19 protein-coding genes and 1 tRNA gene are annotated in these 20716 nt (G+C 52.8%); 7 read left to right on the top strand and 13 right to left on the bottom strand.

The genetic code is table 11. The features are described 5' to 3' along the window. Positions 1 to 156: 156 nt before the first annotated feature. Genes THS27_RS01120 through THS27_RS01110 form a run of 3 tightly spaced genes read left to right on the top strand, consistent with a single transcriptional unit; the run spans position 157 to position 3342 of the window. On the top strand, positions 157 to 1173 hold the full coding sequence (locus tag THS27_RS01120) for a DUF4123 domain-containing protein (RefSeq protein WP_168184790.1): 1017 nt from the start codon (positions 157 to 159) through the stop codon (positions 1171 to 1173). Next, positions 1121 to 2590: a hypothetical protein gene (locus THS27_RS01115; RefSeq protein WP_139835434.1), complete on the top strand. Its 1470-nt coding sequence runs from the start codon at positions 1121 to 1123 to the stop codon at positions 2588 to 2590. Before THS27_RS01120 ends, THS27_RS01115 begins: the two co-directional genes overlap by 53 nt. Further along, a complete protein-coding gene (locus THS27_RS01110; RefSeq protein ID WP_085587158.1) occupies positions 2587 to 3342 on the top strand; it encodes a hypothetical protein in 756 nt (251 codons plus the stop codon). The genes THS27_RS01115 and THS27_RS01110 overlap by 4 nt, the downstream gene beginning before the upstream one ends. A 173-nt stretch (positions 3343 to 3515) precedes the next feature. Here THS27_RS01110 and THS27_RS01105 read toward each other — a convergent pair whose 3' ends face one another. From THS27_RS01105 to THS27_RS01095, 3 genes are all read right to left on the bottom strand, one after another. Continuing rightward, positions 3516 to 4148 (bottom strand): DUF4347 domain-containing protein, encoded by a 633-nt coding sequence (locus tag THS27_RS01105; protein ID WP_085587157.1) that lies wholly within the window; start codon positions 4146 to 4148, stop codon positions 3516 to 3518. Positions 4149 to 4356: 208 nt separating this feature from the next. Next, complete coding sequence (locus THS27_RS01100; RefSeq protein WP_085587156.1) at positions 4357 to 5265, bottom strand: ketopantoate reductase family protein; 909 nt, start codon at positions 5263 to 5265, stop codon at positions 4357 to 4359. A 34-nt stretch (positions 5266 to 5299) separates the two neighbouring features. Beyond that, positions 5300 to 6535 (bottom strand): ROK family protein, encoded by a 1236-nt coding sequence (locus THS27_RS01095; protein WP_210402794.1) that lies wholly within the window; start codon positions 6533 to 6535, stop codon positions 5300 to 5302. A gap of 176 nt (positions 6536 to 6711) precedes the next feature. Here THS27_RS01095 and THS27_RS01090 point away from each other — a divergent pair, with 176 nt between their 5' ends. Next, entirely contained in the window at positions 6712 to 8334 is a 1623-nt protein-coding gene (locus THS27_RS01090; RefSeq protein ID WP_085587154.1) for an FGGY-family carbohydrate kinase, read from the top strand. Positions 8335 to 8474: 140 nt separating this feature from the next. Next, positions 8475 to 9251 carry an SDR family NAD(P)-dependent oxidoreductase gene (locus tag THS27_RS01085; RefSeq protein ID WP_085587153.1) on the top strand — a complete coding sequence of 259 codons (777 nt, stop codon included), beginning with the start codon at positions 8475 to 8477 and terminating at the stop codon, positions 9249 to 9251. A gap of 79 nt (positions 9252 to 9330) precedes the next feature. On the opposite strand, the gene THS27_RS01080 is transcribed toward THS27_RS01085, so the two are convergent. Next, entirely contained in the window at positions 9331 to 9657 is a 327-nt protein-coding gene (locus tag THS27_RS01080) for a DUF6506 family protein (protein ID WP_139835433.1), read from the bottom strand. 351 nt (positions 9658 to 10008) lie between these two features. Here THS27_RS01080 and THS27_RS01075 point away from each other — a divergent pair, with 351 nt between their 5' ends. Then, a complete protein-coding gene (locus tag THS27_RS01075) occupies positions 10009 to 10896 on the top strand; it encodes a DMT family transporter (protein WP_085587151.1) in 888 nt (295 codons plus the stop codon). 34 nt (positions 10897 to 10930) lie between these two features. Here the strand turns inward: THS27_RS01075 and THS27_RS01070 are convergent, their stop codons facing one another. Both THS27_RS01070 and THS27_RS01065 read right to left on the bottom strand, forming a co-directional pair. Beyond that, complete coding sequence (locus tag THS27_RS01070; RefSeq protein WP_085587150.1) at positions 10931 to 12154, bottom strand: CaiB/BaiF CoA-transferase family protein; 1224 nt, start codon at positions 12152 to 12154, stop codon at positions 10931 to 10933. 113 nt (positions 12155 to 12267) lie between these two features. Beyond that, entirely contained in the window at positions 12268 to 13452 is a 1185-nt protein-coding gene (locus THS27_RS01065; protein ID WP_210402793.1) for an acyl-CoA dehydrogenase, read from the bottom strand. 200 nt (positions 13453 to 13652) lie between these two features. Between THS27_RS01065 and gcvA the strand changes: the two genes are divergently transcribed. After that, on the top strand, positions 13653 to 14543 hold the full coding sequence (gcvA, locus tag THS27_RS01060) for a transcriptional regulator GcvA (RefSeq protein WP_085587148.1): 891 nt from the start codon (positions 13653 to 13655) through the stop codon (positions 14541 to 14543). Between the two features lie 44 nt (positions 14544 to 14587). On the opposite strand, the gene THS27_RS01055 is transcribed toward gcvA, so the two are convergent. From THS27_RS01055 to THS27_RS01030, 7 genes are all read right to left on the bottom strand, one after another. After that, entirely contained in the window at positions 14588 to 16021 is a 1434-nt protein-coding gene (locus tag THS27_RS01055) for a hypothetical protein (RefSeq protein ID WP_085587147.1), read from the bottom strand. Further along, positions 16018 to 17193 (bottom strand): hypothetical protein, encoded by a 1176-nt coding sequence (locus THS27_RS01050; RefSeq protein WP_085587146.1) that lies wholly within the window; start codon positions 17191 to 17193, stop codon positions 16018 to 16020. The genes THS27_RS01055 and THS27_RS01050 overlap by 4 nt, the downstream gene beginning before the upstream one ends. Before the next feature lie 71 nt (positions 17194 to 17264). After that, on the bottom strand, positions 17265 to 17486 hold the full coding sequence (locus tag THS27_RS26570) for a hypothetical protein (RefSeq protein WP_139835432.1): 222 nt from the start codon (positions 17484 to 17486) through the stop codon (positions 17265 to 17267). A gap of 88 nt (positions 17487 to 17574) precedes the next feature. Further along, positions 17575 to 17651: transfer RNA gene (locus THS27_RS01045), tRNA-Arg, on the bottom strand. Positions 17652 to 17802: 151 nt separating this feature from the next. Continuing rightward, complete coding sequence (locus THS27_RS01040) at positions 17803 to 18327, bottom strand: acyloxyacyl hydrolase (RefSeq protein ID WP_085587145.1); 525 nt, start codon at positions 18325 to 18327, stop codon at positions 17803 to 17805. Between the two features lie 80 nt (positions 18328 to 18407). After that, the gene (pip, locus tag THS27_RS01035; RefSeq protein ID WP_085587144.1) at positions 18408 to 19367 is read right to left on the bottom strand and encodes a prolyl aminopeptidase; all 960 of its coding nucleotides are present in this window, start codon (positions 19365 to 19367) and stop codon (positions 18408 to 18410) included. Between the two features lie 64 nt (positions 19368 to 19431). Beyond that, positions 19432 to 20601: a hypothetical protein gene (locus THS27_RS01030; protein WP_085587143.1), complete on the bottom strand. Its 1170-nt coding sequence runs from the start codon at positions 20599 to 20601 to the stop codon at positions 19432 to 19434. Positions 20602 to 20716 lie beyond the last annotated feature (115 nt).

The following is a 20716-nucleotide window of genomic DNA, read 5'->3' as shown; positions in this document are numbered from 1 at the left end:
GCCAGATTGACACGAAATAAAACCGGCAAACGGTTGATTGGGACATGAAACAAACAATAAAGCACGGCGGCCTCATCCGGGCCGACCGGATATTTTTATCTGCCCGTATTTCTGCTTTTCCCAATGGAAAAGCCTCCATTTTTTATGGGCGAAATCATGACCGAACATGAAGCATGGGTCGGTCAATGCCATCTACAGAATATTGACGACAATAGCGAATGTCGCTGTCTTGTCGCTATCTGGGCAAACAGTGCCGAAACGTTTCACACCAACCTGACAGCACAGGCAGAAATACAAGGCTGGAAGGTTTTGTGGGTAGAAGACGTTCTCAGCGCGTCTCAATATCTAAATCGCCACGCAACACCACTGGAAATAGCGCCATTGGCCCGCGCTGTGCATCCAGGGCATCTGGTCGAATTTGGTCGCAAAACAGAAGCAAGTTCCCCTACCGAACCTGCAGAGCACCTGATGGTGGCACAACATTCGTTTTATCCCCCGCCCGATCAATCTGATATCCCTTCGTGGGAACGAAAATGGATCGCGCCTGCCCTTAAAGACCTTCTTTTCGGCCCCACCGCAGATGGAGAAACGCTGAATACCTATTTCATTGTGGATTCAGCTTTGCGCAAAAATGTTACCGGCCTGTTCGACTTGGATGATGATGTACTTGATATACCATTTCAATCGCTGTTCAACGGAGAAGCTGCGAAAGACCTCAGGGAAAACGCGCCCTATATCATCGACATGACACTCCCTGACGGTGCGTGGGACGACCGCGACCGTGTCCCGGCCTTCCACATCGATTTTTTCGCGCGACATTGGCGCGAAAAAACCGGTATTTTTGTCCGTTCACGCGATGATATGCGCACTGTACGCACCCATTTCCGAAAATTTACCCGGGTCGCGATGGAAGAGGAGGGCCGCTGGGTTTATTTCCGCTTTGCCGACCCGCGCATTATTTCCACCTTTGTTGAGGCTCTCGACGAAGATGACCTGCATAAATTTCTGGGCACCTCGACGCTCATAACTCCCGCAATAGATAACGACAGCGAAATTCTGGAATATCGCGCTGCATTCCCGGTTGGTGATAACCAACGACAGGCCCTGCCAGAAAGGCAATTTGTTTCTCAACCAGTTACCGCTGGATGCACCACCATTTTCATGCAGCGTTAACGGGCTTAATACGGGCCCCTTGCCAACCGACCTGATTTACAAACTTGGCAATTCCCTTGATGGCACGGCAAACCGCCTGACCATCACCCCACATGGTGCGCGCGAAATCACGCTGATCCAAGACCTGAAACAATTCAGCCAAAACAAGCCGGAAGATGTGGGGGTTTATGTTGGAGTATTGCCCGAAGAGTCTTCAAACAGCACCTTAACCCCGGCGGGCGAATCACGTACGGATCGTGCATTTCGCTTGCTACGCGAATACGACATGCCATCGCCTATCACATATTCGGATCAACTCCGCACATATGAAAATCGCATTGCGCATGGAAATGCAGATAATGACACCTACGTAGCGCGTAACAATCTGTTGGCGGAAATCGAAGATCACGCCATCCAAAACGGTTTTATGGACGCACCGACGGGTGAAGAAGACCTTTATGCCCTGGAAGTACCAGAATGGCTAAAACCATCCCTTTCTGAAGGCACGTTTGACCTCGAAAAATTCACAGAAGAAGAACTTCACCCTATTGCATTAGCCATTGCAAACGGCCTGCACCTTGTTGATGAAGCAACATTAATGCAAGCCTTAAGCGACAAAACCGGAGGAAGTATCGACTTCACATTGAGAGGCACGAACACAGCCCCCCTGGCAGCAGAACTGGTTGATATGCTAAGACGAGGCGAGAACAGAAGTTTCCTGCGTGAATTAATCAAACATCGTGGAGGCATCCGGCTCGGCAAGGTCTGGACGAACGCGAGCGGCAATTTATTACTCTCGTTTCGTGGATATGCTGGTGTACGACAATTTCTGAACGCCACAACCTACGCTGCTTCAAACTCAAAAGTTTCCGTCATTAGCTCGGCAATTAGAAATTCACGCAACTGGGCTGGATCACTAAAATCCGTAGGGGGTCGAATCCCGATAATTTCGTATGTAATTGTCGGAACATTTGACGTTGCTGAATGGCTAGCCCAACCTGAGGGAGAAAGAGAACTTTCAGACCTCACAGGCCAACTAATTGTTGATATTTCAAAAGTAGCAATATCAACACTTGCCGCCACTATATCGGCTGCCGTCACTATTTCACTTGCTGCCAGTGCAGGTCTCCTTTTACCTGTATATATCATTATTGGCGCGGGCATCTTCGGGGGCGTTCTTGTTGGAATAGTCCTCGACACGTTGGATGCAAGCTTGGGCGTTACGGATGAAGTTAAAGAGATATCTGCTCAGTTCGGATTTGATTTAGAAATATTTCTTGAAAAAAAGCAAAGCCTTGTACCGACTAGACAAGTTCCTATCGGCCAAGTTTCATCTGCGAGATTACCAGGACAAATGGGCACAATCCCCGCAGGATACGAAACCAATGCATTAGACGTAATCTCAGAACAAAGTCGTCTATATAAGGGAACCCCATGAAAACAATTCACGGACAAGAAATTGTCATGTCAGAAGCAGCAATGGAGCGAGCATCAGGATTTAACTTTCTTGCCTGCTGTATGCCTTTATTTCTAATCATGTCACTCTTTCCATTATTCATGGCATCTTATAAATACGAAATACTGAACAAAAACTATATATACACTACTGTTATCTTCTTAATAAGCATTTACACACTATATGCAATCGCAATTAAATTTTTATTTTTTGAAAAAAATCATCCATTTTCCATATACTTAATTGGATTCCCTTTTCATTTTAGAAACTTTTACATTTCGTCATTATGTTGCTTCATAATGGCCTCAACTCACTGGATAATAATTTTTTTCGTAATACTAGGATGGCTATTATCTGAATTCATACATTTTCATGACCAAAAAAAAAATAGTGATGAAAAGATAACAGAAGCATTTAAAAAAAATTTCAAAAGCAATCCGGACGGAAAGATACACTACACGCCAAGCGACAAGGGAACAGAAAATATTTTAAAAATTGAACAACCAACCTTATTTAACTTTATCGACAAAATAGGTATTATCGGATGCGGAATTATTGCACTTACGGGGCCTTTCCTTATTCCCACCAGTCAATTATACCGAGATAATTTTGAGCCCAGATATATAATAGCAGGAACTCTGGCCTTCTTTCTAGGCGCTGGCGTCCGTACTTTTAACACAAAGTTTTCTCTCAGCATGCGTGCCGTAAAACTAAAAAAGAACGGTAGATTTTAGCAAAAAAGAACCGGTAAAGTCATCATCCAAACAAAAAGCCGGAGACCACATTCATGATCTCCGGCTTTGTGACTGGCACAAAATATGGCTCTGCCTCCCCCGAGCGTGCCACATCCCTGCCGGTCGAGCGCGGGCCGTTTAACGCCGTAGCGTAAAGGGTCGCGCTGGAAACATCAGGATCGACGCCGCCCTTCTCCCCGGCGATCAACACCGGACCGCCGTTCAATTCGGGACATAACGGACGAATACCCGTCACGATCAGCATGATCATCGGTCGTGAGGAAAACAGGAGAAGACGACCGCGCTGTTTGCGGGCGATCCTTGCCAACATTGATCAGGGCGCCGGTAAACGCTTCTAGCGAAGCACTCAGCACCTGGTCAAAGGAAGGATCTGTGACAGCACAGCCATGAAAAAAGAAAAACGCATCATTGGCCAGGCCATTGCGCCAGTTGCGAAATTTTTCCGGATGGCGGCGCAAACACGGGGTATCGAGCAATGCTTCACCCAGCCACATGCCATTGTCGCACGCCCGGCCAAATACATGCACCGTCTGCACCATTGTACGTTGCGACAACACATTGCCAATAACGGCAAGGCCGTCTTGCGATGCGCCAATCATAAAAATTTCGGCAATCCCGGCATACCGCCAGACAATCGCTTCGATATCGACCAAAGACTGATCAATGAAAACAAGGCACCCTGCACGCCCCTGGCGCGCACCAAACCCTGCTTTACGTACCGAGGCTGACAACCGTCCAACTTTGGACCGCATCAGCTGATTAAGGGAATAATTCCCGTTATCCATAGATGCCCCCTACCTGTGGTCATCTTGCGTTATAAAAAGTGCCCCGTTTGCCGCCCTATACCTCAGGCGACTATTATTTTACTTATACCCGTATCTGTACCCCAAACTATACGACTCGTCCAGTTATAATCACTTGCAGTTACAAACCACCCCTGTTTTCTACCGAAAGGATGGGCTGGTGCCCGTATGATCACCCACCCGGCAAGCCTCACCCTTTCGAGGGTTGATCTGCCTGCATCTCAAGCAATTTTACCATCGTATATAAAACCTGGTTGGCTGGCGTCGCCACGCCAAGCTCGCCGCCCTTGCGCACGATATAGCCATTGAGATAATCAATCTCGCTGGGTTTGCCCCGCATCAGGTCCTGTGCGGTTGATGAATATTGTGCCGGCATCGTTTTAATAATGCCCGCCACCGCGGCACCAACATCGCCCGGCACAACAATACCAAGCCCCCCGGCAACTGCCAGGCATTCCGCCACCACATTTTCAATCACCGTCATCACGCCATCGCCTTTTGCAAGCTCGCCATACGGCAAGCGCGATACCGCCGACAAGGCATTATAGGCGCAATTCAAAATCATTTTCGCCCACAACGCCCCCTGGGCATTTTCCGAAATATCCACCGAAATACCCGCCGGGCGCATGGTTTGCGCAATCACATCACTGGCATCATCAGGGCCAATCACCAGTTCGCCCCGGCCAAAATGGGTCACATGCCCCGCCCCGGCCATGCCAACGGCCACATAAACCACCGCAGGTACGACCAAACGGCCAATAATCGCACTCAACCGTTCGGCGTTATCCACCCCGTTTTGCAGGCTCATAACCACCGCATTATCACCCAGATGCGGTGCAATCGCCGCCCCGGCACTGGCCGTGTCGGTTGATTTGACACAAAACAGCACAATATCTGCCCCGGCTACCGCCGCCGGCTCAATACTGGCCGCAAGGCCAACCGTTGTGCGGACACCGCCACTTTCAAACAAAAGGCCGTTTTTATTGATTTCGCGCACATGGGCGGGCCGGCCGATCAAAACAACATCGTGGCCATGTTGCGCCAGCTTCGCCCCGTAATAACACCCAACCGCACCTGCTCCCATAACGACTATTTTCATTTCCGGCCTCTCGCACAAATAATCACTGAATGGATCAAACCATAGCGCGCAGCGACCGTTGTGCAAAGCGGATCAGGGTTCCTTCCACCTGGCGGGACGAAAACACATCTTCAAGCGCCAACAGGGCCGCGCCAAAAAGTTCGCTTTGCCGGGCGGGCGGAGCGGCACAAATACGCAGATTTTGTGTCGCAGCAGGCAAACATTGCTGTGCCACCTGCTGACGAATGCCATTTAATAAAACATCCCCGGCCCCTGCCAGTGTACCGCCAATAACAATACATCCCGGGTTCAAAACGCTTATCATACCGGCAATGACATCCCCCAGAATCCGTCCGCTTTGCGCCACCAGATCCAGCGCAAGCGGCTGGTTCATCGTGAAGGCTGTCATCACATCGCGTGCGGTTTTTGCCGGGGTTCCGGCGTTTGTCAAATCACGGGCCAGCGCCCACCCTGCTGCCTGTGCCTCAACACAGCCTGTTTTGCCGCAGCGGCATTGTGGCAATGTATCTTTGCCCAAAACGGCCTGCATTTGAATATGGCCGATATCCCCGGCAACACCCCTTGCCCCGCGTAACAAACGGTTTTGCGAAATAATGCCACTGCCAATTCCCGTTCCGGCCTTGATAAAAACCAGGTTCGGTTCGGTCGCAAAACAGGCGCGATGCTGATGCAGGGTCATCGCGTTCACATCATTTTCCCCATAAACCGGGGCGGTAAAGCGCTGGCTAAAAAAGCCGGCAATATCCAGGTCTTCCCACCCGGGCAAAACAGACGGACCATAGACCCGGCAATTTTCATAATCCACAGGGGCGGGCAGGCTTAAACTTATGGCCAGCAACATTTGCCCGGCAACTCCCCCGGCATGATCACGGCGCAAAGCCTCAAAACCATCGGCGATTTGTTGCAGGGTATGCTCTGGTGCTGCGTCGGCCTGGCGGGCACAGGTGCTTTGGGCAATCATTGCGGCCGTGGCGGTTAACATCGCCAGTTGGATTTGCGTTTCGCCAATATTGGCAACCAGCACATATCCACAGGCAGCATTAAGGGCCAACACCCGTGATGGCCGCCCGCCAGTAGCCTGCATGTCGTCGCTTTCACATATCAAACCTGCCCCCAGCAAGGTATTAACCCGCTGTGTTACCGTCACACGTGACAAGCCGGTATGCGCCTGCAAAGCCGGACGCGACACAGCAATCTCTTGCGCGATCAGCGATAATATCGACCCGGCATTTGAAAGCCCGTTCAGAACCTCAACAGGGATACCCGACACCTTTTTCACCTGTAATTTTGCATCCATCCCGCCGCGAAAACCCCACAACCATCGTCGTAAACAGCTTTCTCTAACAGCAAACATTCACTTATGTATATTTTTATACATAAGTGAATTGACTTTGTCGCCAACAGTTTGGAAACTGCCGACAACACCACCATATACAGGCGGGCAACATGGCATCTTTTATCGTTGGGCTGGATTACGGAACCCAATCCGCACGGGGGGTTCTTGTCGATTGTGCGAGCGGGCAAATCGTTGCCTGTCACACGCAAGCCTATCGCCACGGTGTCATGACCGAAACCTTGCCCAATGGCGCTAAACTGCCCCGTTCATGGGCGCTGCAAAATGCACCGGATTACACCGAGGCCTGCCTTGAAATTCTGACAAAACTGGGCCAGGGCCGCATTATTGAAGGCATCGGCATTGGCTTTACCGCCAGTACCCCGCTTCCTGCCACTGCCGATGGCACGGCGTTGTCCGTTCTTTATCCCGATGAAAAACACGCCTATGTCAAACTGTGGAAACATGGTTCTGCCCAACCCTGGGCCGACAGCATAAACCGGCAGGGCGGCGACTTTCTGGCACCGTTTGGTGGCAAACTTTCGGGGGAATGGCTTATTGCCAAAGCCGCACAAGTCGCGGCTGACGCCCCCACCATCTGGGATAAAACCGAAAAATTCATCGAGGCTGGCGACTGGCTGGTATGGCAATTGACCGGGCAGGAGCGCAGAAGCCTCGGTCTTGCCACCTATAAAGCACAATACGACCCTGAAACCGGCCAATACCCCGATGGACTGGTGCCAGAGTTGTTAACCCGCCTGTCCACACCGCACCGTGTTGGGACATCAGCAGGCAAACTCACCAAAGGCTGGCAGGATAAAACCGGCATTCTCAACCAGCCTGATATCGCTGTTGCTGTCATTGATTCGCACGTTGTTCTGCCTGCGGTGGGCGGGGTAACGTCAGGCTGCTTTGTAGGTGCCCTGGGCACATCGGCCGTTTATTTATACCTAAACCAAACCGCCCGCGACTTACCCCCCGGCATTGAAGGCATGGGCTTTGATGGTTCCATGCGGGATCTTTGGTGTTTCGAAGCGGGCCAGGCCGGGTTTGGCGATACCCTGGCATGGTTTGTTAATACCTTTCCGTTATCGGGCAATCGCGACGATATAGCGGAAAATTTCCGGCTTTATAACGATGAAGCCAGCAAAATAACACCAGGAAGTCACCATGTGGTGGCATTGGACTGGTGGAATGGCAACCGTGTCCCCCACGCAAATTCCGCGCTTGGCGGGGTGTTAATGGGCCTTCGGACCGACACCACGGCAGCCGATATTTACCGCGCCCTTCTTGAATCCTTGTGTTTTGGTGCCCGTTCAGTGCTGGAGCTGTTTCGCGCTGGAAACTTCCCAATCAATCGTATCGTACTCACCAGCGGCCTTGCACAGAACAACCCGCTTCTGGTGCAAATTATGGCCGACATCCTGAACCATCCGGTCGAAATTCCCGAAATTGACCATGCCACCGCCGTCGGCGCCGCCATTCACGGGGCTGTGGCCGCCGGTATTGTTGCCGATTACGGCGCAGGTACCCAAAAATTCGGGGCAAAAACCTGTCGCACGGTTCGCCCTGATGCCCGGCACAGCGCCATTTATGAACAGCTTTTTGCCCAATATCAAACCATGGCAAATAACCCGGCCCTGCACCAAACCCTGCAAAATATTGACCAAATCGCCATGTCCCCGGCAATAAATGACGGTAATGCTGAAACCGGATCAGGCACGCCGCCGTCCTGATATATCGCATTCCCCACAAATACTGCGCAGGCATATAAGCGCGCACCACAATCACACGGTCACAAGCTGCGCAAAACCACACAGGCACCACACCATTCCACGTATCTCGTCATGACAACCTTCATCACAGGAATGCCCCGATGGACTATTTAAATCAGTTTCGCCTTGATGGCCGCACCGCCTTTATCACCGGGGCGGGCCGCGGCATTGGCCTTTGTACTGCCGATGCGCTGGCACAGGCGGGTGCAAACATTATCATTTCCGGCATTGACCAGGCCGACCTTGACACCGCCGCCGACCAGTTGCGCGCCAAAGGCCACAATGTTCGCGCCATGCTGCTTGATGTTACCAATTCAGCCGCCACCTCCGAAATTGCCGACAAGCTGGCGGGTGATGGCACAATGGTGGATATCTTAATCGCCAATGCCGGTATTGCCTGGGCTGATACCAAAGCCGAAGACATGGACGATGCCGCCTGGGCAAAGGTGCTTGATGTTAATCTGACCGGAGCGTTTTATTCCTGCCGCGCCTTTGGCCGCCACATGCTGCAACGTCGGCGCGGGTCCATTGTCACGGTCGGCTCCATGTCGGGTTTTATTTCCAACAAGCCGCAAAATCAGGTGCATTACAATGCGTCAAAGGCGGGCCTGCATCATCTGACCAAATCGCTTGCCGGGGAATGGGCGGATCGTAATGTACGAGTTAACGGTGTTGCCCCCACTTATGTCAACACGGTGATGTCAAACGTTACAGCACAAGACCCCGACTATTTCGGCCCATGGATGGAAAACACCCCCATGAAACGCATGATCGAACCCGAAGAAGTCGCGACCACCAACCTGTTTCTGGCATCTGATGCCTCAAGCGGACTGACCGGCTCCATCGTTATGGTCGATGCCGGATACACCATCTGGTAAATCCGGGATAATCGCCACGCGCGGCATATAAAACCATCAAAGGGCCGGTGATCCCGGCCCTTTAGCTTTTATCGTGCGATTATGAACGCTGCCGTTGCCGCCCCTGCATCAGAAGGGTGGTATTTTTTTCATCAAATCCGACCCGCCCTAGAGGAATGGCACCGCCAATTGCTTCACTTATCCGGGCGTAATCCTCATCATTAAATCCGCCACATAGCTCAATCAGTTGCATGCCTTCGGCAACCATTGCCAGCGCCTCGGCCACCAGGGCATCAATATCGCCGCTGGCAAAAATCGTACTGTTAAACCCGTCCCCCGGCAGTGTTGTTCTTAAACCTCCGGGAGGATATCCACGTGCCTTGATCAGAAATGCGTATTTTCGCAATACCATACGGGGTCCTTTCATGATCGGGCCTAGCGCATTTCCTACAGTGACAGGCGACGCTGCGGCGCACAACCCCGAACACAATTTTATGATTGATCTATTTTAATTACATATTTGAAATAAAATAGAAAACAGGCACTAAAACCGGCCTGAGATGCCCTGTTTTTTTTTAAAATTGACGGCGAAATTTGGCCAAATTTTTCCTACGTCAAAATCCACCTGACGCAATCGTAAAACCCCGTCACAGCACCACCATGCCAGCTGACACATAACGATCACAGATGCAGGTTTCGCAGAATGTCAAAACTCTACTGACACAAAGCTGTCATCACACAGCGGTTAAAACAGGGTTTCATCAGACCGGGAAAAACCATGCCCCTGTTCGCCCACGCCACTGACTGCCGACAAACAAGCGGTTTTCAGCTTGTTTGTCTTTCGGCTGTTTTATTTAGTACCGCCGGTGTTTTCACCAAAGGTGTCAGTGCCGATGCCTGGAGCATCATCTTCTGGCGCGGCCTGGTCGCAGCCCTTTTTGCAGTTATTTTGCTGGTATTGCGCGGTGAACTGCGCCGCGAAATACGCCAGTTTCGCGGGCCTGCCATTGGGGCAACATTGCTTATGGCCAGTGGTACAGCGGCGTTTGTTCCGGCTTTCAAATTAACAACCATCGCCAATGTCGCCCTGATTTACGCCGCAGCCCCCTTTTTTGCCGCCCTGCTGGGCTGGGTATTTTTGCGCGAACGCCCATCGCTTACAATTATTGCGGGCAGTCTTGCTGCACTTAGCGGCGTTATCATTATTTTTAATGGCACCCCCACGCCGGGCGACTGGTGGGGAAATATACTGGCCGGCTGGATGACACTGGTTATGGCGGCCATCACCCTTATTTACCGGCGCTGGCCCGACACACCAACAACGCTGCCCGGTGCGGCATCGGCCATTTTATTAACCCCGATTGCCGCCAGCTTTGGCGCCCCCACCGCCACATCCATATCAGAGCTGATCATTCTGATCGGTTTTGGCGTTACCTTTGCCCTTGCCTTTATCCTGTTATCAGCAGGGGCCAAACATTTACCCCCCGCCGAAACAGCATTGTTAAGCGCGCTTGAAACACCTTTGGCGCCAATATGGGGGATCATATTTTTTAACGAACACCCCACCGGCCAAACCATGATCGGCGGCAGTTTGATCATGATTGCGGTTTTTGGGTCCTATGGCTGGCAATGGCACACCCGGCGCAAACACGCCCGGCCAGCCTAAACCTCAACCGGTAACTTGCGGCGGACAATGCCTGTCAAATCACGCCAGCGGCGCGCAAACGGGCAATCTGGTCATCACTTAACCCGCCAATTTCGCGCAGCAATTCTTCGCTATGCTGGCCCAATATTGGCGGTGCGGTTTCACCCGCAATTGGCGTTTGCGACATTTTTAGGGGGTTGCTAACTGTCGGTACTTTCCCGGCCAAGGGATGATCCAGATATTTTACCGTACCGCGATGTTTAACCTGCGGATTATCAAAAACCCGGTCCAGCGTATTAATGGGCCCACAAGGCACATTCGCCGTTTCCAGAATATCAATCCATTCATCGGTGGTTTTCATTACCATGGCCCGGCGCACCATCGGCACCAGATCAGTGCGGTTGGCAACCCGGGCGCGGTTGGTTCCAAACCGCGCATCATCTGCCACCCCATCCAGCCCGGCAACCTTGCAAAAACTGGCAAACTGGCTGTCATTGCCAACAGCAAGAATGATATAGCCGTCCGCTGTTGGAAAGGCTTCGTAAGGCACAATATTGGGATGTGCATTACCTAACCGGCCCGGCGCATTGCCAGTGGTAAGATAATTCATCGCCTGATTGGCAAGGATGGCCGTTTGCACATCAAGCAAGGCCAGATCAATATATTGCCCCAGCCCGCTTTCATCACGGTGACGCAAGGCGGCCAAAATGCCAATGGTGGCATAAAGACCGGTAAAAATATCGGCCACGGCCACGCCCACCTTCATGGGTTGGCCGCCCGGTTCATGGTCGGGCGCACCGGTCAGGCTCATCAACCCGCCCATCGCCTGAATCATAAAGTCATATCCGGCCCGTTTGGCATAGGGGCCATCCTGCCCGAAACCGGTAATCGAACAATAAACCAGCCGGTCATTGACAGCCTTTAGCGATGCATAATCCAGCCCGTATTTCGCAAGCCCGCCAACCTTGAAATTCTCGATCACCACGTCGGATTTAACCGCCAGATCGCGAATGATCTGCTGGCCTTCATCCGTTGTCATATCCACCGTCAGCGATTTTTTACCGCGATTGGCCGACAGATAATAAGCCGCCTCGCCGGTGTCTTTGCCATCGGCATTTTTGGCATAGGGCGGCCCCCAGCCGCGCGTATCATCGCCATTGCCCGGCCGTTCAACCTTGATCACTTCTGCACCCAGATCGGCCAGTGTCTGGCTGGCCCACGGCCCGGCCAGCACACGCGAAAGATCCAGAACACGAATACCGTCAAGCGCGCCGGGCATGCTAATTTATCCTTTAAAAAGGTAATTCAGGCGAAAAATGAACGAAATATGCGCCATTAAACAGGAAACGGGTTACCCGCACCATATGCAGATAACCCGTTTTCACATCACAATCAGGCGGTAAAAGCCTGAATACCGGTTTGGGCGCGCCCCAAAATCAGGGCATGCACATCATGTGTACCTTCATAGGTATTGACCGCTTCAAGGTTCATCACATGGCGAATAACATGATATTCGTCGGCAATGCCGTTACCACCGTGCATATCGCGTGAGACCCTGGCAATATCAAGCGACTTGCCACAATTATTGCGCTTCATCAGCGAAATGGATTCCGGTGCTGCGGTGCCCGCATCCAGCATTCGGCCCAATTGCAACGCCCCTTGCAAACCAAGGGCAATTTCGGTTTGCATATTGGCCAGCTTTAACTGGATCAGCTGGTTTGCCGCCAACGGGCGGCCAAACTGCACCCGGTCAAGCGTATATTGACGGGCGGCATGCCAACAAAATTCAGCCGCGCCCATTGATCCCCAGGCAATGCCATAACGTGCCTTGTTCAGGCAACCAAACGGCCCGCCCAAACCTTTGGCATCGGGCAGCATGTTTTCAGCCGGCACAAAAACATTATCCATCACGATTTCACCGGTGATGGAGGCGCGCAGCGAAAACTTGCCTTCAATCTTGGGCGCGCTCAGGCCTTCCATGCCTTTTTCAAGGATGAAACCGCGGATAACGCCCTCGTCATCCTTGCCCCAAACGATAAAAACATCGGCAATCGGGCTGTTGGTGATCCACATTTTGGCACCATTCAGGGTAAAGCCGCCATCGACCTTACGGGCACGGGTTTTCATGCTGCCCGGGTCGGAGCCATGGTCGGGCTCGGTCAGGCCAAAACAGCCAACCCATTCACCACTTGCCAGTTTGGGCAAATATTTTTTGCGCTGCTCTTCGCTGCCATAGGCAAAAATCGGATGCATCACCAGCGAGCTTTGCACCGACATTGCCGAGCGATACCCGCTATCAACCCGCTCCACTTCGCGCGCCACCAGGCCATAGGCCACATGGTTCACACCCGGTCCGCCATATTCTTCGGGGATGGTGGGACCAAGCAGGCCAAGTTCGCCCATTTCGCTCATGATTTCGCGGTGGAAAATTTCGTGGCGGTTGGCTTCCAACACACGCGGCATCAGGCGTTCCTGGCAATAATCATGTGCTGCATCACGGATCATGCGTTCTTCTTCGCTTAACTGGGCATCAAGCCCCAGCGGATCTTCCCAGTGAAAATGTGCGCGGCCAGCCATGTGTGTCATCCCTTGAAAAATACGAAATCGGAAATGCCGCTACGGGCCATAAGGCCCCGTGGGCGAGACGGCGGCATTTCCGAAACTTTGATGTTTTGTTTCTAACACCAAGCTAGGCATTGGCAGCCACTTTCGCAAATGATAAATCCGCTGTAGTTTATGCAAAAAAATCATGAACTTTGACAATAAGGGCATATCGCATGGCACGACGCATTCCGGGGTTAAAGGCCCTGTCCTGTTTCGAACAAACTGCACGACACGGCAGTGTTTCACGCGCAGCCGAAGAACTTTATTTAACCCAAAGTGCCGTCAGCCGCCAATTACAGGGGCTTGAAACCTGGTTGAACTGCAAATTGTTCATGCGAAAAAAGCAACGGTTGATCCTGACCCCGGAAGGTGAAGACTATTTACAGGCCATTCGCCCGGCCCTGGACCAGCTTGAAACCGCCACTCTTAAATTACTATCGGGGGGCAGTGATGGCGGGGTGCTGACCATTGCCGCCCCGCCCACCTTTGGCAGCCGCCGCCTGATCCCGTTTTTGCCCGATTTTCGCGCCCGCCACCCCGATATCGTCATCAATTTCATTTCGCGCATCGGCATGCCCGATTTTGATCGCGAACAAATTGATATCGCCGTTCTGTTTGGCAATGGCGACTGGAACGGGCTGGAAGCACAACGGCTGGAAGGCGAAGACATGGTCCCGATATGCAGCCCCGGCCTGATCGCCAATATGGACCACACGCCCAAACCCGACGATTTACGCCAGTTTTCCCTGCTGCATATCGCCACCCGCCCCAATGGCTGGCGGGACTGGTTAAAGGCCGCCAATCTTGAAGGCATTGATGGCGAAAACGGCCCGAAATTTGAACATTTTACCATGGCGATGCAAGCCGCCATTGCCGGGTTGGGGGTGGCATTACTGCCGACATTTGCCATTGGCGATGAAATGGCCAATGGCCGCATCATCGCGCCCTTTGGCCCGCCGCGTGCCAGCCCGCATCATTATTTCGCCGCCTGCCCGCAAAGCCGGGTCCGCACCCCGAAAATTCGTGCTTTCATGAAATGGCTGGCTGACAGGGGTCAAAACTGAAACGCCATAAAACAATACTTGGGTTCCCTGCAACCAAAGGGAATTTACCCCCGCCCTTCGATGGCGCGCAGGGCCGACATCCCCCGACGTCGCAATAAATCGGCGTCTTCCGGCCCGTCAATAATTTCCAGCAAACGGACAACGGCCATCAAATGCCGTTGGGCATTGGCATAATCGGCCATTGTCAGGCGGCTCATCCCGTCAACACCGGCCCGGCCAACCTGGTTCAGTTTCTTTTTAATCTCGACCACGGCCTTCGTGGCCGAACTTTGCGCGGCAAGAATATGCGAAATACTTGCCGTCTCCGCTATGGCCTCGGCGGATTGTTCGGCTGCCAGTACTTTTTCACCATTAAACGGCAGGGCAAACAGCGGGGCCACAGTACCACCGCGCGGCACAGGCCCCCGTGGCGGTTGTGGCAGGGCCTCGGTTACGCGTTCGGGGCTGGCACCAAACATGGTATTGGCAATGGCCTGGCTCACCCGGCGGCGCGTGCCAAGCAGACGTTCGCCCCATGGGCCATCCTTGCGAATGTTTAATTCACGGGTAATACGAACAAATTCGGACGCATACCACCGTGCAAGCTGCAAAATCTGGTGTTCGTCCTTGCCGCGTTGTACGCCCTGTTCCACTTCGGTCACGATCTCGGCCAGCATATCAATCACCATGTCCCCGGCACTGGCAAGGTTGGTACTGCCAAGGGATCGATCATCCGCCTTGCTTGACAGCACGCGGATCACCTTGAACAATTCGCTGGGCCGTAATAACCGCATCAGAATTGCCGACATGAACTGGGTTTCGTAGCCGGTTTTTTCCTTCGAAACCTCGATAAATTTTTCCCGCAACCATACCAGATCTGAATTGCTTAGACTTCGGATCGGGGCGGATGGAAAACGGATCCGCATATCGATAATAGGTTCCGCCACGCGCAGCATCCGGGCAATGGCGGCAAACGGCTTTAAATGCACACGTGACCCCAGGCGCGTTGCCAGGGCGCGTTCCTGCTTAACGCCCTGTTCCGAAATTGCAATTTGCTGCTCAATGCAGGTTGCGGCTTCTTTCCACAGCAGCCTTTCGCAATTATGAATACGCGCCTTGTCATTCGCCTCGGCGGCAATTTCCAGGTCCTTACAGGCTTTGTGAAATTCGGCCGATGCACTTTCACATACCACATTCCAGATCGGCATCAGGGATGGCCGCCCAATGCGAAGACTTGTTTCACCGGGAATATCGGATGTTAAAAGATCCTCGAACGGTGTGCAAAACTGCCGCATCGGCGTTGGGTAACGTTCCGGCTTTAACGATGCCAGCCGGGGTCGCAAAATTTGCAGGATCTGATCATGAGGCAACGGCAAACGCGGTGCGTTGCGGTCACTTTCAATCGCCCGGGTAAATTTGGTAATTTCAGCTGTGCTTAGTGAATCGAATAATTGTTCAAGCTGCGAAATGGATGGGCCTGCACCCCCGGCTGCCGTCATTCGGATGCCTCCCGAAAACGTTCCAGTCGATTGACCATATCCGCATCCATATCGCCAGACCCCAGCTTGCGCACCTCGGCGGCCCACATAACCTGATTAACGCGAATATCCGTCCAGAATTTATATTCTTCCGGTTCCAGTTCACCAATCGGAATAACCGGCAAAAAGCTTGCCAGTTCTTCCAGTGCGTCGCGTTGTTCGGTCCGGTTCACCAGGGTTGCCGCCCGCCAACGGGCAATCAGTTCTTCCCAACCGTCAAGCAACCACCACAGCCGGTCAATGCTGCGATCAATTTCGCGTTGTGCTTTGGGCCAATCCACCAGAACGGCCCCGATATCGTTGCTCCAGCGGTCAATCGCCCGCAACCATCGCACCGCATGGTCATAGGTGGCCCCGGCCCCGTTCACCACATGGGTGGCCATAAACCGGATATTCGACATTTCCGATAGTGACCATTCCTCAAGCTCGCTTGACAACCGGCGCAACCCGTTCACCAGATCACGCAGTGGTCCGGCGCATCCTTCGGTTGCCAGGCCAACCGGGCTGGTCAGGATGCTCCATTGTTCCAGACTATCAATCACAGACTGGTTGGCCGCGCCGGCGTTGCGGGCAAACTGGTCCAATGCGGCGCGTGCGCGTTTTTGCCCCTCCAGGGTTGCAAGATCGGTTATTTTCATATCCTGCACATCGTCGCCGCCCAGCTTGCACAACGCCTGATACACCAGGGTCAATTGGCCGGTGTCGCGCTTGATTTTTTCCTGCGCGTCAAGCTGGTCTGCCTCGCGCGCCAGGCGAATGCCCCCAACGCCGGTACGGGCAATATTGCGCGAAATACGGCGCAAAATTTCGGGGGTAGGTTTTGACACCGGGGCCAGGTCTTCAAACAGCATCCGGTCATGTACAGAAAGATCAAAAATCTGCCGCATGGTTTCAAGGGGCATTTCATAGGTACCCAAACCACCCGACAGCCCCGGCAGGTTGATAACCAGCTTGTTATACGGATCGCGAACAACGCGGGCAAATCGCAACGGGCGCGTTGTAAAAGGTGTTCTCACCCCGCGCGCTTCAAATGTTTTGGGCAAAGCCGACAATGGATCCGGTCTGCCAGAAACACTCCCGACCGTCTCCTCCTGGCCCTGATGGCCACGCTGCAGGTTTTGTTGTCTGGTCATTCTGCCTATCGTTCAGCCTTTCGTCGACCGGGGTCCCCCGTCCACAAGTATAACCTGTCCTATAAGTCAGATTACACTGTATCTCCCCAAAACCATATTTCATAAAAGCGCACAGGCCGACAACCCCATTGGCGCATAAAAACCGTATCGCAATGCATCTTTTGCAAAAATGACACTTTTGCCCCCAGCAAACGGCGAAAAATAGCGCCAGCTATCCTCAAACCCGCATATTTTCGCGAACTTTCCCCATCAACATCGCGGTAAAATAGCATGCCTTTACGATCGGCACCCAAGGGGCCGTTCGCGATACCAGTTCAAATATTTGGGAACACACACGGCATAAAAAAAGACCCGAACCTGACATTCGGGCCTTTTAAAAACTGGTGCGCCCGACAGGATTCGAACCTGTGGCCCCCAGATTAGGAATCTGGTGCTCTATCCTGCTGAGCTACGGGCGCGCACTTTGATAAAGGAGGATTTGACTTAGCAGGTTCATCCGCACGGATCAATTATTCGATGCCCCGGATAACCAATTTCAGTCGCCAAACCACTGACCGCAGGTACATTTGCCCCGGCAAAGCTTCTTTCCCGGGGCAAATACATCGTATTCTAGTTAAAAATTGCCGAAACCGGCACCGTATATGTCAGCGACAACACTTCGGCCCCGGGGTTTGTATCGCCAATATCGGCGTTCGATATATGGGCAAAACCCAGCCCGACACGTGATTTATTATCAAACCGGTAGGCAACTTCAACACCGGACCGAAACTCGATCCAATGTCCCAGATCTTCGCCGTCGCCATCGTGATAGGCCCCGACCGAACTGTAAAACGATGTGGCAAAATGGTCACCCCACAGCAAATCGGCCATCAACCCGCCATAGCCGTGAACGGCCTTGTCCGACGTTACCATAACACCGCCAATGGGGCGTAAAACGCCAAACAGCGCATGGTCATCGCGATAATCCAGCCGCATTTCTGCCGCCGTTTCATCTGAACCAATATTAAAAATACCCGTTGAAAATCCGATCTGTGCAACGTCATTGCTGCTATTTGAAAATTCCTGCGCCTGGCATGTACCAACCGCAAAAAATGCTGCCAATCCGGCCAGCATCCCCCCAAAAATCACGCGCATTCGCCAATCCTCGAACATTGCTTTGATATAATCTTAGCAAAGCAATCCATAGAGGCAATCTTCTAAATACAAAAAACGCCTTATGGCTCAGGATGTTTTTCTGCAAACCTGTCCGTTGCCCGAACCAGTTCGCGCACAATTCCCGGCTCACTGGCGGCATGTCCGGCATCATCGACAATCACCATGTCTGCTTCCGGCCATGCCTGCGCCAAATCAAACGCGCTGATTGGCGGGCAGACCAGGTCATAGCGCCCCTGAATGATGGTGGCCGGCAAATGACGGATTTTATCAATGTTTGCCAGTAACTGGTTTTCTGAAAAGAACCCCGAATGAACAAAATAATGATGTTCCAGCCGGGCCAGCGCCAGGGCAATTTCATCCCCTTCAAAACTGTCCACCAGTCCCTCATCGGGTAACAGGGTACAACAGCGCGCTTCATAGCCGCTCCAGGCGCGTGCGGCCTGGTTGGCTGCCTCGGCTCCGAATTTGCCCGCGAAATAATCGCCATATAAATCCAGCAATCGTTGCGCCCCGGGGTTTTTCGTTAATCCGACAGCCCCTAAAAACTGCTGTTGCGCGTCGGGCAAAAAATTGCCCATTCCGGTCATGAACCATTCAATTTCGGATCGACGGCACAAAAATATACCGCGTAACACAAACCCCAATGCCCGTTCCGGGTGGGCCTGCCCATAGGCCAGCGCCAGTGTCGAGCCCCACGACCCGCCAAAAATCAGCCATTTTTCAACCTTGCAGGCCACACGCAGGGCTTCGATATCGCCAATCAAATCGGCTGTTGTGTTATTTTCAAGCGATCCAAACGGGCGCGACTTGCCTGCACCGCGCTGATCAAACAAAATCACCCGGTATTTTGCCGGATCGAAATAACGCCGATGATTGGGCGATATCCCGGCACCGGGTCCCCCGTGCAAAAAAATCACGGCAATACCATCGGGGTTACCAACTTCTTCCCAATAAATTTCATGTCCGTCAGGGCGCGTCATCCAGCCGGAAACACGTGGGTCAATTTCTGGATACAACATGGCTCGCCCCTATAACATTAATACAGTCGTGGTTACTGGTAACACCACACACCCTTTCCCTGCATCAGTTATTATCAGGCCCTACCCCGCCCACACAAACCCACGCCAGATCATTTGGTGCAACATATGGTCCACCCCGGTTTTCAATCATCCCGCGCACAATAATCGTGCGTCCCACCCAGTCGGTCGGGGCCACACCGGCCCTGGCCAAATTACCAATCTGGGTGCGATCAAGCGCAATGGTGAAATCATGCCGCCAGTCGGCACCGAAATTCAGATAGGCGCGATATTTCTGCATCTCAACCGATTTTAGCCTGCCCTGTACAATGGCAAACTGCCCCTTCCCGTCGCTGGCAAAGGGCACCAGGGCGCCTTTTTCCCGCACCGGGTTTGCGCTAAAAAAATATCGCCGGTCTGTCATTGTGTTCTTTTGCAAACCAGGTGCCCACATGCCAATTCCGGCACGACGCGCCTTTTCCTCCCGCGCAACGAGGCGCGAAATTATAGCATGTCTGGATATAACATGGGCAGCACTCGCCGCCGGGCTGCCGCCCATTTCCCCGCCATCTGCCGTCACCGGCAATGATATCGCACCATTGGCATCAAGGCCTGCGATGGGCAAAACCATTGCCAAACCGGCACCAACCAGCTGCTCCTGCCACAAACCGCCATCTTGCATGACAAAATACACGGGGTGTCGCGGGTCCTGCCCCGGCGCGGCTGAACCAATATCAGCCAGATGTTTCTGGCCCAGGGGGACGACCGCAACAACATCACGATAATGTCGTTGCATAAAGGCCAATACCGCCCCCTGCATCGCCGGGATGACGGCGATATCGGCCAGGCGCATAGCCGCTATTTGGGGCTTTCCGGCCAGGCCATCGGCAAAAACAGCGTCGATATCAACCGGCGCCTTTAAACGCAAAGGTACGAACGAGGATAAAGACAAATCTGAAAGCGGGATATCGGGCGCAAGACCACATTGATATGGCGTCGGATCATGGGGATTGGCGATTGGCGATGCTGCAACATTTTTTACCCGCGCCGAACTTTTCACCTGATATTGCGTTAAGGTTTTAACGTCTGGCATCTTTGCTGTTGTTCTGACGATGTAAGGCACTTCTGACGCGGCCTGTAACGGCCCTGCCAATGCCGCACCGGTAAAAAAAGCAACGACACCGCATTGGCTTAACATCAGCAGAAATTTTCCGGCTTTTTTGCCAAACCGGGTCATATAATGCAGGGCCCTTTCATGGATGATTGATCCCGAACGCAACACACGCTACGAAACTAATGGTTGTCGGATCCCCCCGACAGGCACAGACACCGGCAAAGACAGAAACCACAAC

Source organism: Thalassospira sp. MCCC 1A01428 (assembly GCF_002115825.1).
Lineage (GTDB): Bacteria > Pseudomonadota > Alphaproteobacteria > Rhodospirillales > Thalassospiraceae > Thalassospira.
Note: the sequence above shows the minus strand (reverse complement) of the source record. Positions and strands in the feature narration are given on the sequence as shown.

Bases quoted from the DNA above. Each gene is read 5' to 3' on its own strand.
- THS27_RS01120 (WP_168184790.1), top strand. From the start codon at position 157: ATGACCGAACATGAAGCATGGGTCGGTCAATGCCATCTACAGAATATT.
- THS27_RS01110 (WP_085587158.1), top strand. From the start codon at position 2,587: ATGAAAACAATTCACGGACAAGAAATTGTCATGTCAGAAGCAGCAATG.
- THS27_RS01105 (WP_085587157.1), bottom strand. From the start codon at position 4,148: ATGGATAACGGGAATTATTCCCTTAATCAGCTGATGCGGTCCAAAGTT.
- THS27_RS01100 (WP_085587156.1), bottom strand. From the start codon at position 5,265: ATGAAAATAGTCGTTATGGGAGCAGGTGCGGTTGGGTGTTATTACGGG.
- THS27_RS01090 (WP_085587154.1), top strand. From the start codon at position 6,712: ATGGCATCTTTTATCGTTGGGCTGGATTACGGAACCCAATCCGCACGG.
- THS27_RS01085 (WP_085587153.1), top strand. From the start codon at position 8,475: ATGGACTATTTAAATCAGTTTCGCCTTGATGGCCGCACCGCCTTTATC.
- THS27_RS01080 (WP_139835433.1), bottom strand. From the start codon at position 9,657: ATGAAAGGACCCCGTATGGTATTGCGAAAATACGCATTTCTGATCAAG.
- THS27_RS01075 (WP_085587151.1), top strand. From the start codon at position 10,009: ATGCCCCTGTTCGCCCACGCCACTGACTGCCGACAAACAAGCGGTTTT.
- THS27_RS01070 (WP_085587150.1), bottom strand. From the start codon at position 12,154: ATGCCCGGCGCGCTTGACGGTATTCGTGTTCTGGATCTTTCGCGTGTG.
- THS27_RS01065 (WP_210402793.1), bottom strand. From the start codon at position 13,452: ATGGCTGGCCGCGCACATTTTCACTGGGAAGATCCGCTGGGGCTTGAT.
- gcvA (WP_085587148.1), top strand. From the start codon at position 13,653: ATGGCACGACGCATTCCGGGGTTAAAGGCCCTGTCCTGTTTCGAACAA.
- THS27_RS01055 (WP_085587147.1), bottom strand. From the start codon at position 16,021: ATGACGGCAGCCGGGGGTGCAGGCCCATCCATTTCGCAGCTTGAACAA.
- THS27_RS01050 (WP_085587146.1), bottom strand. From the start codon at position 17,193: ATGACCAGACAACAAAACCTGCAGCGTGGCCATCAGGGCCAGGAGGAG.
- THS27_RS01040 (WP_085587145.1), bottom strand. From the start codon at position 18,327: ATGCGCGTGATTTTTGGGGGGATGCTGGCCGGATTGGCAGCATTTTTT.
- pip (WP_085587144.1), bottom strand. From the start codon at position 19,367: ATGTTGTATCCAGAAATTGACCCACGTGTTTCCGGCTGGATGACGCGC.
- THS27_RS01030 (WP_085587143.1), bottom strand. From the start codon at position 20,601: ATGACCCGGTTTGGCAAAAAAGCCGGAAAATTTCTGCTGATGTTAAGC.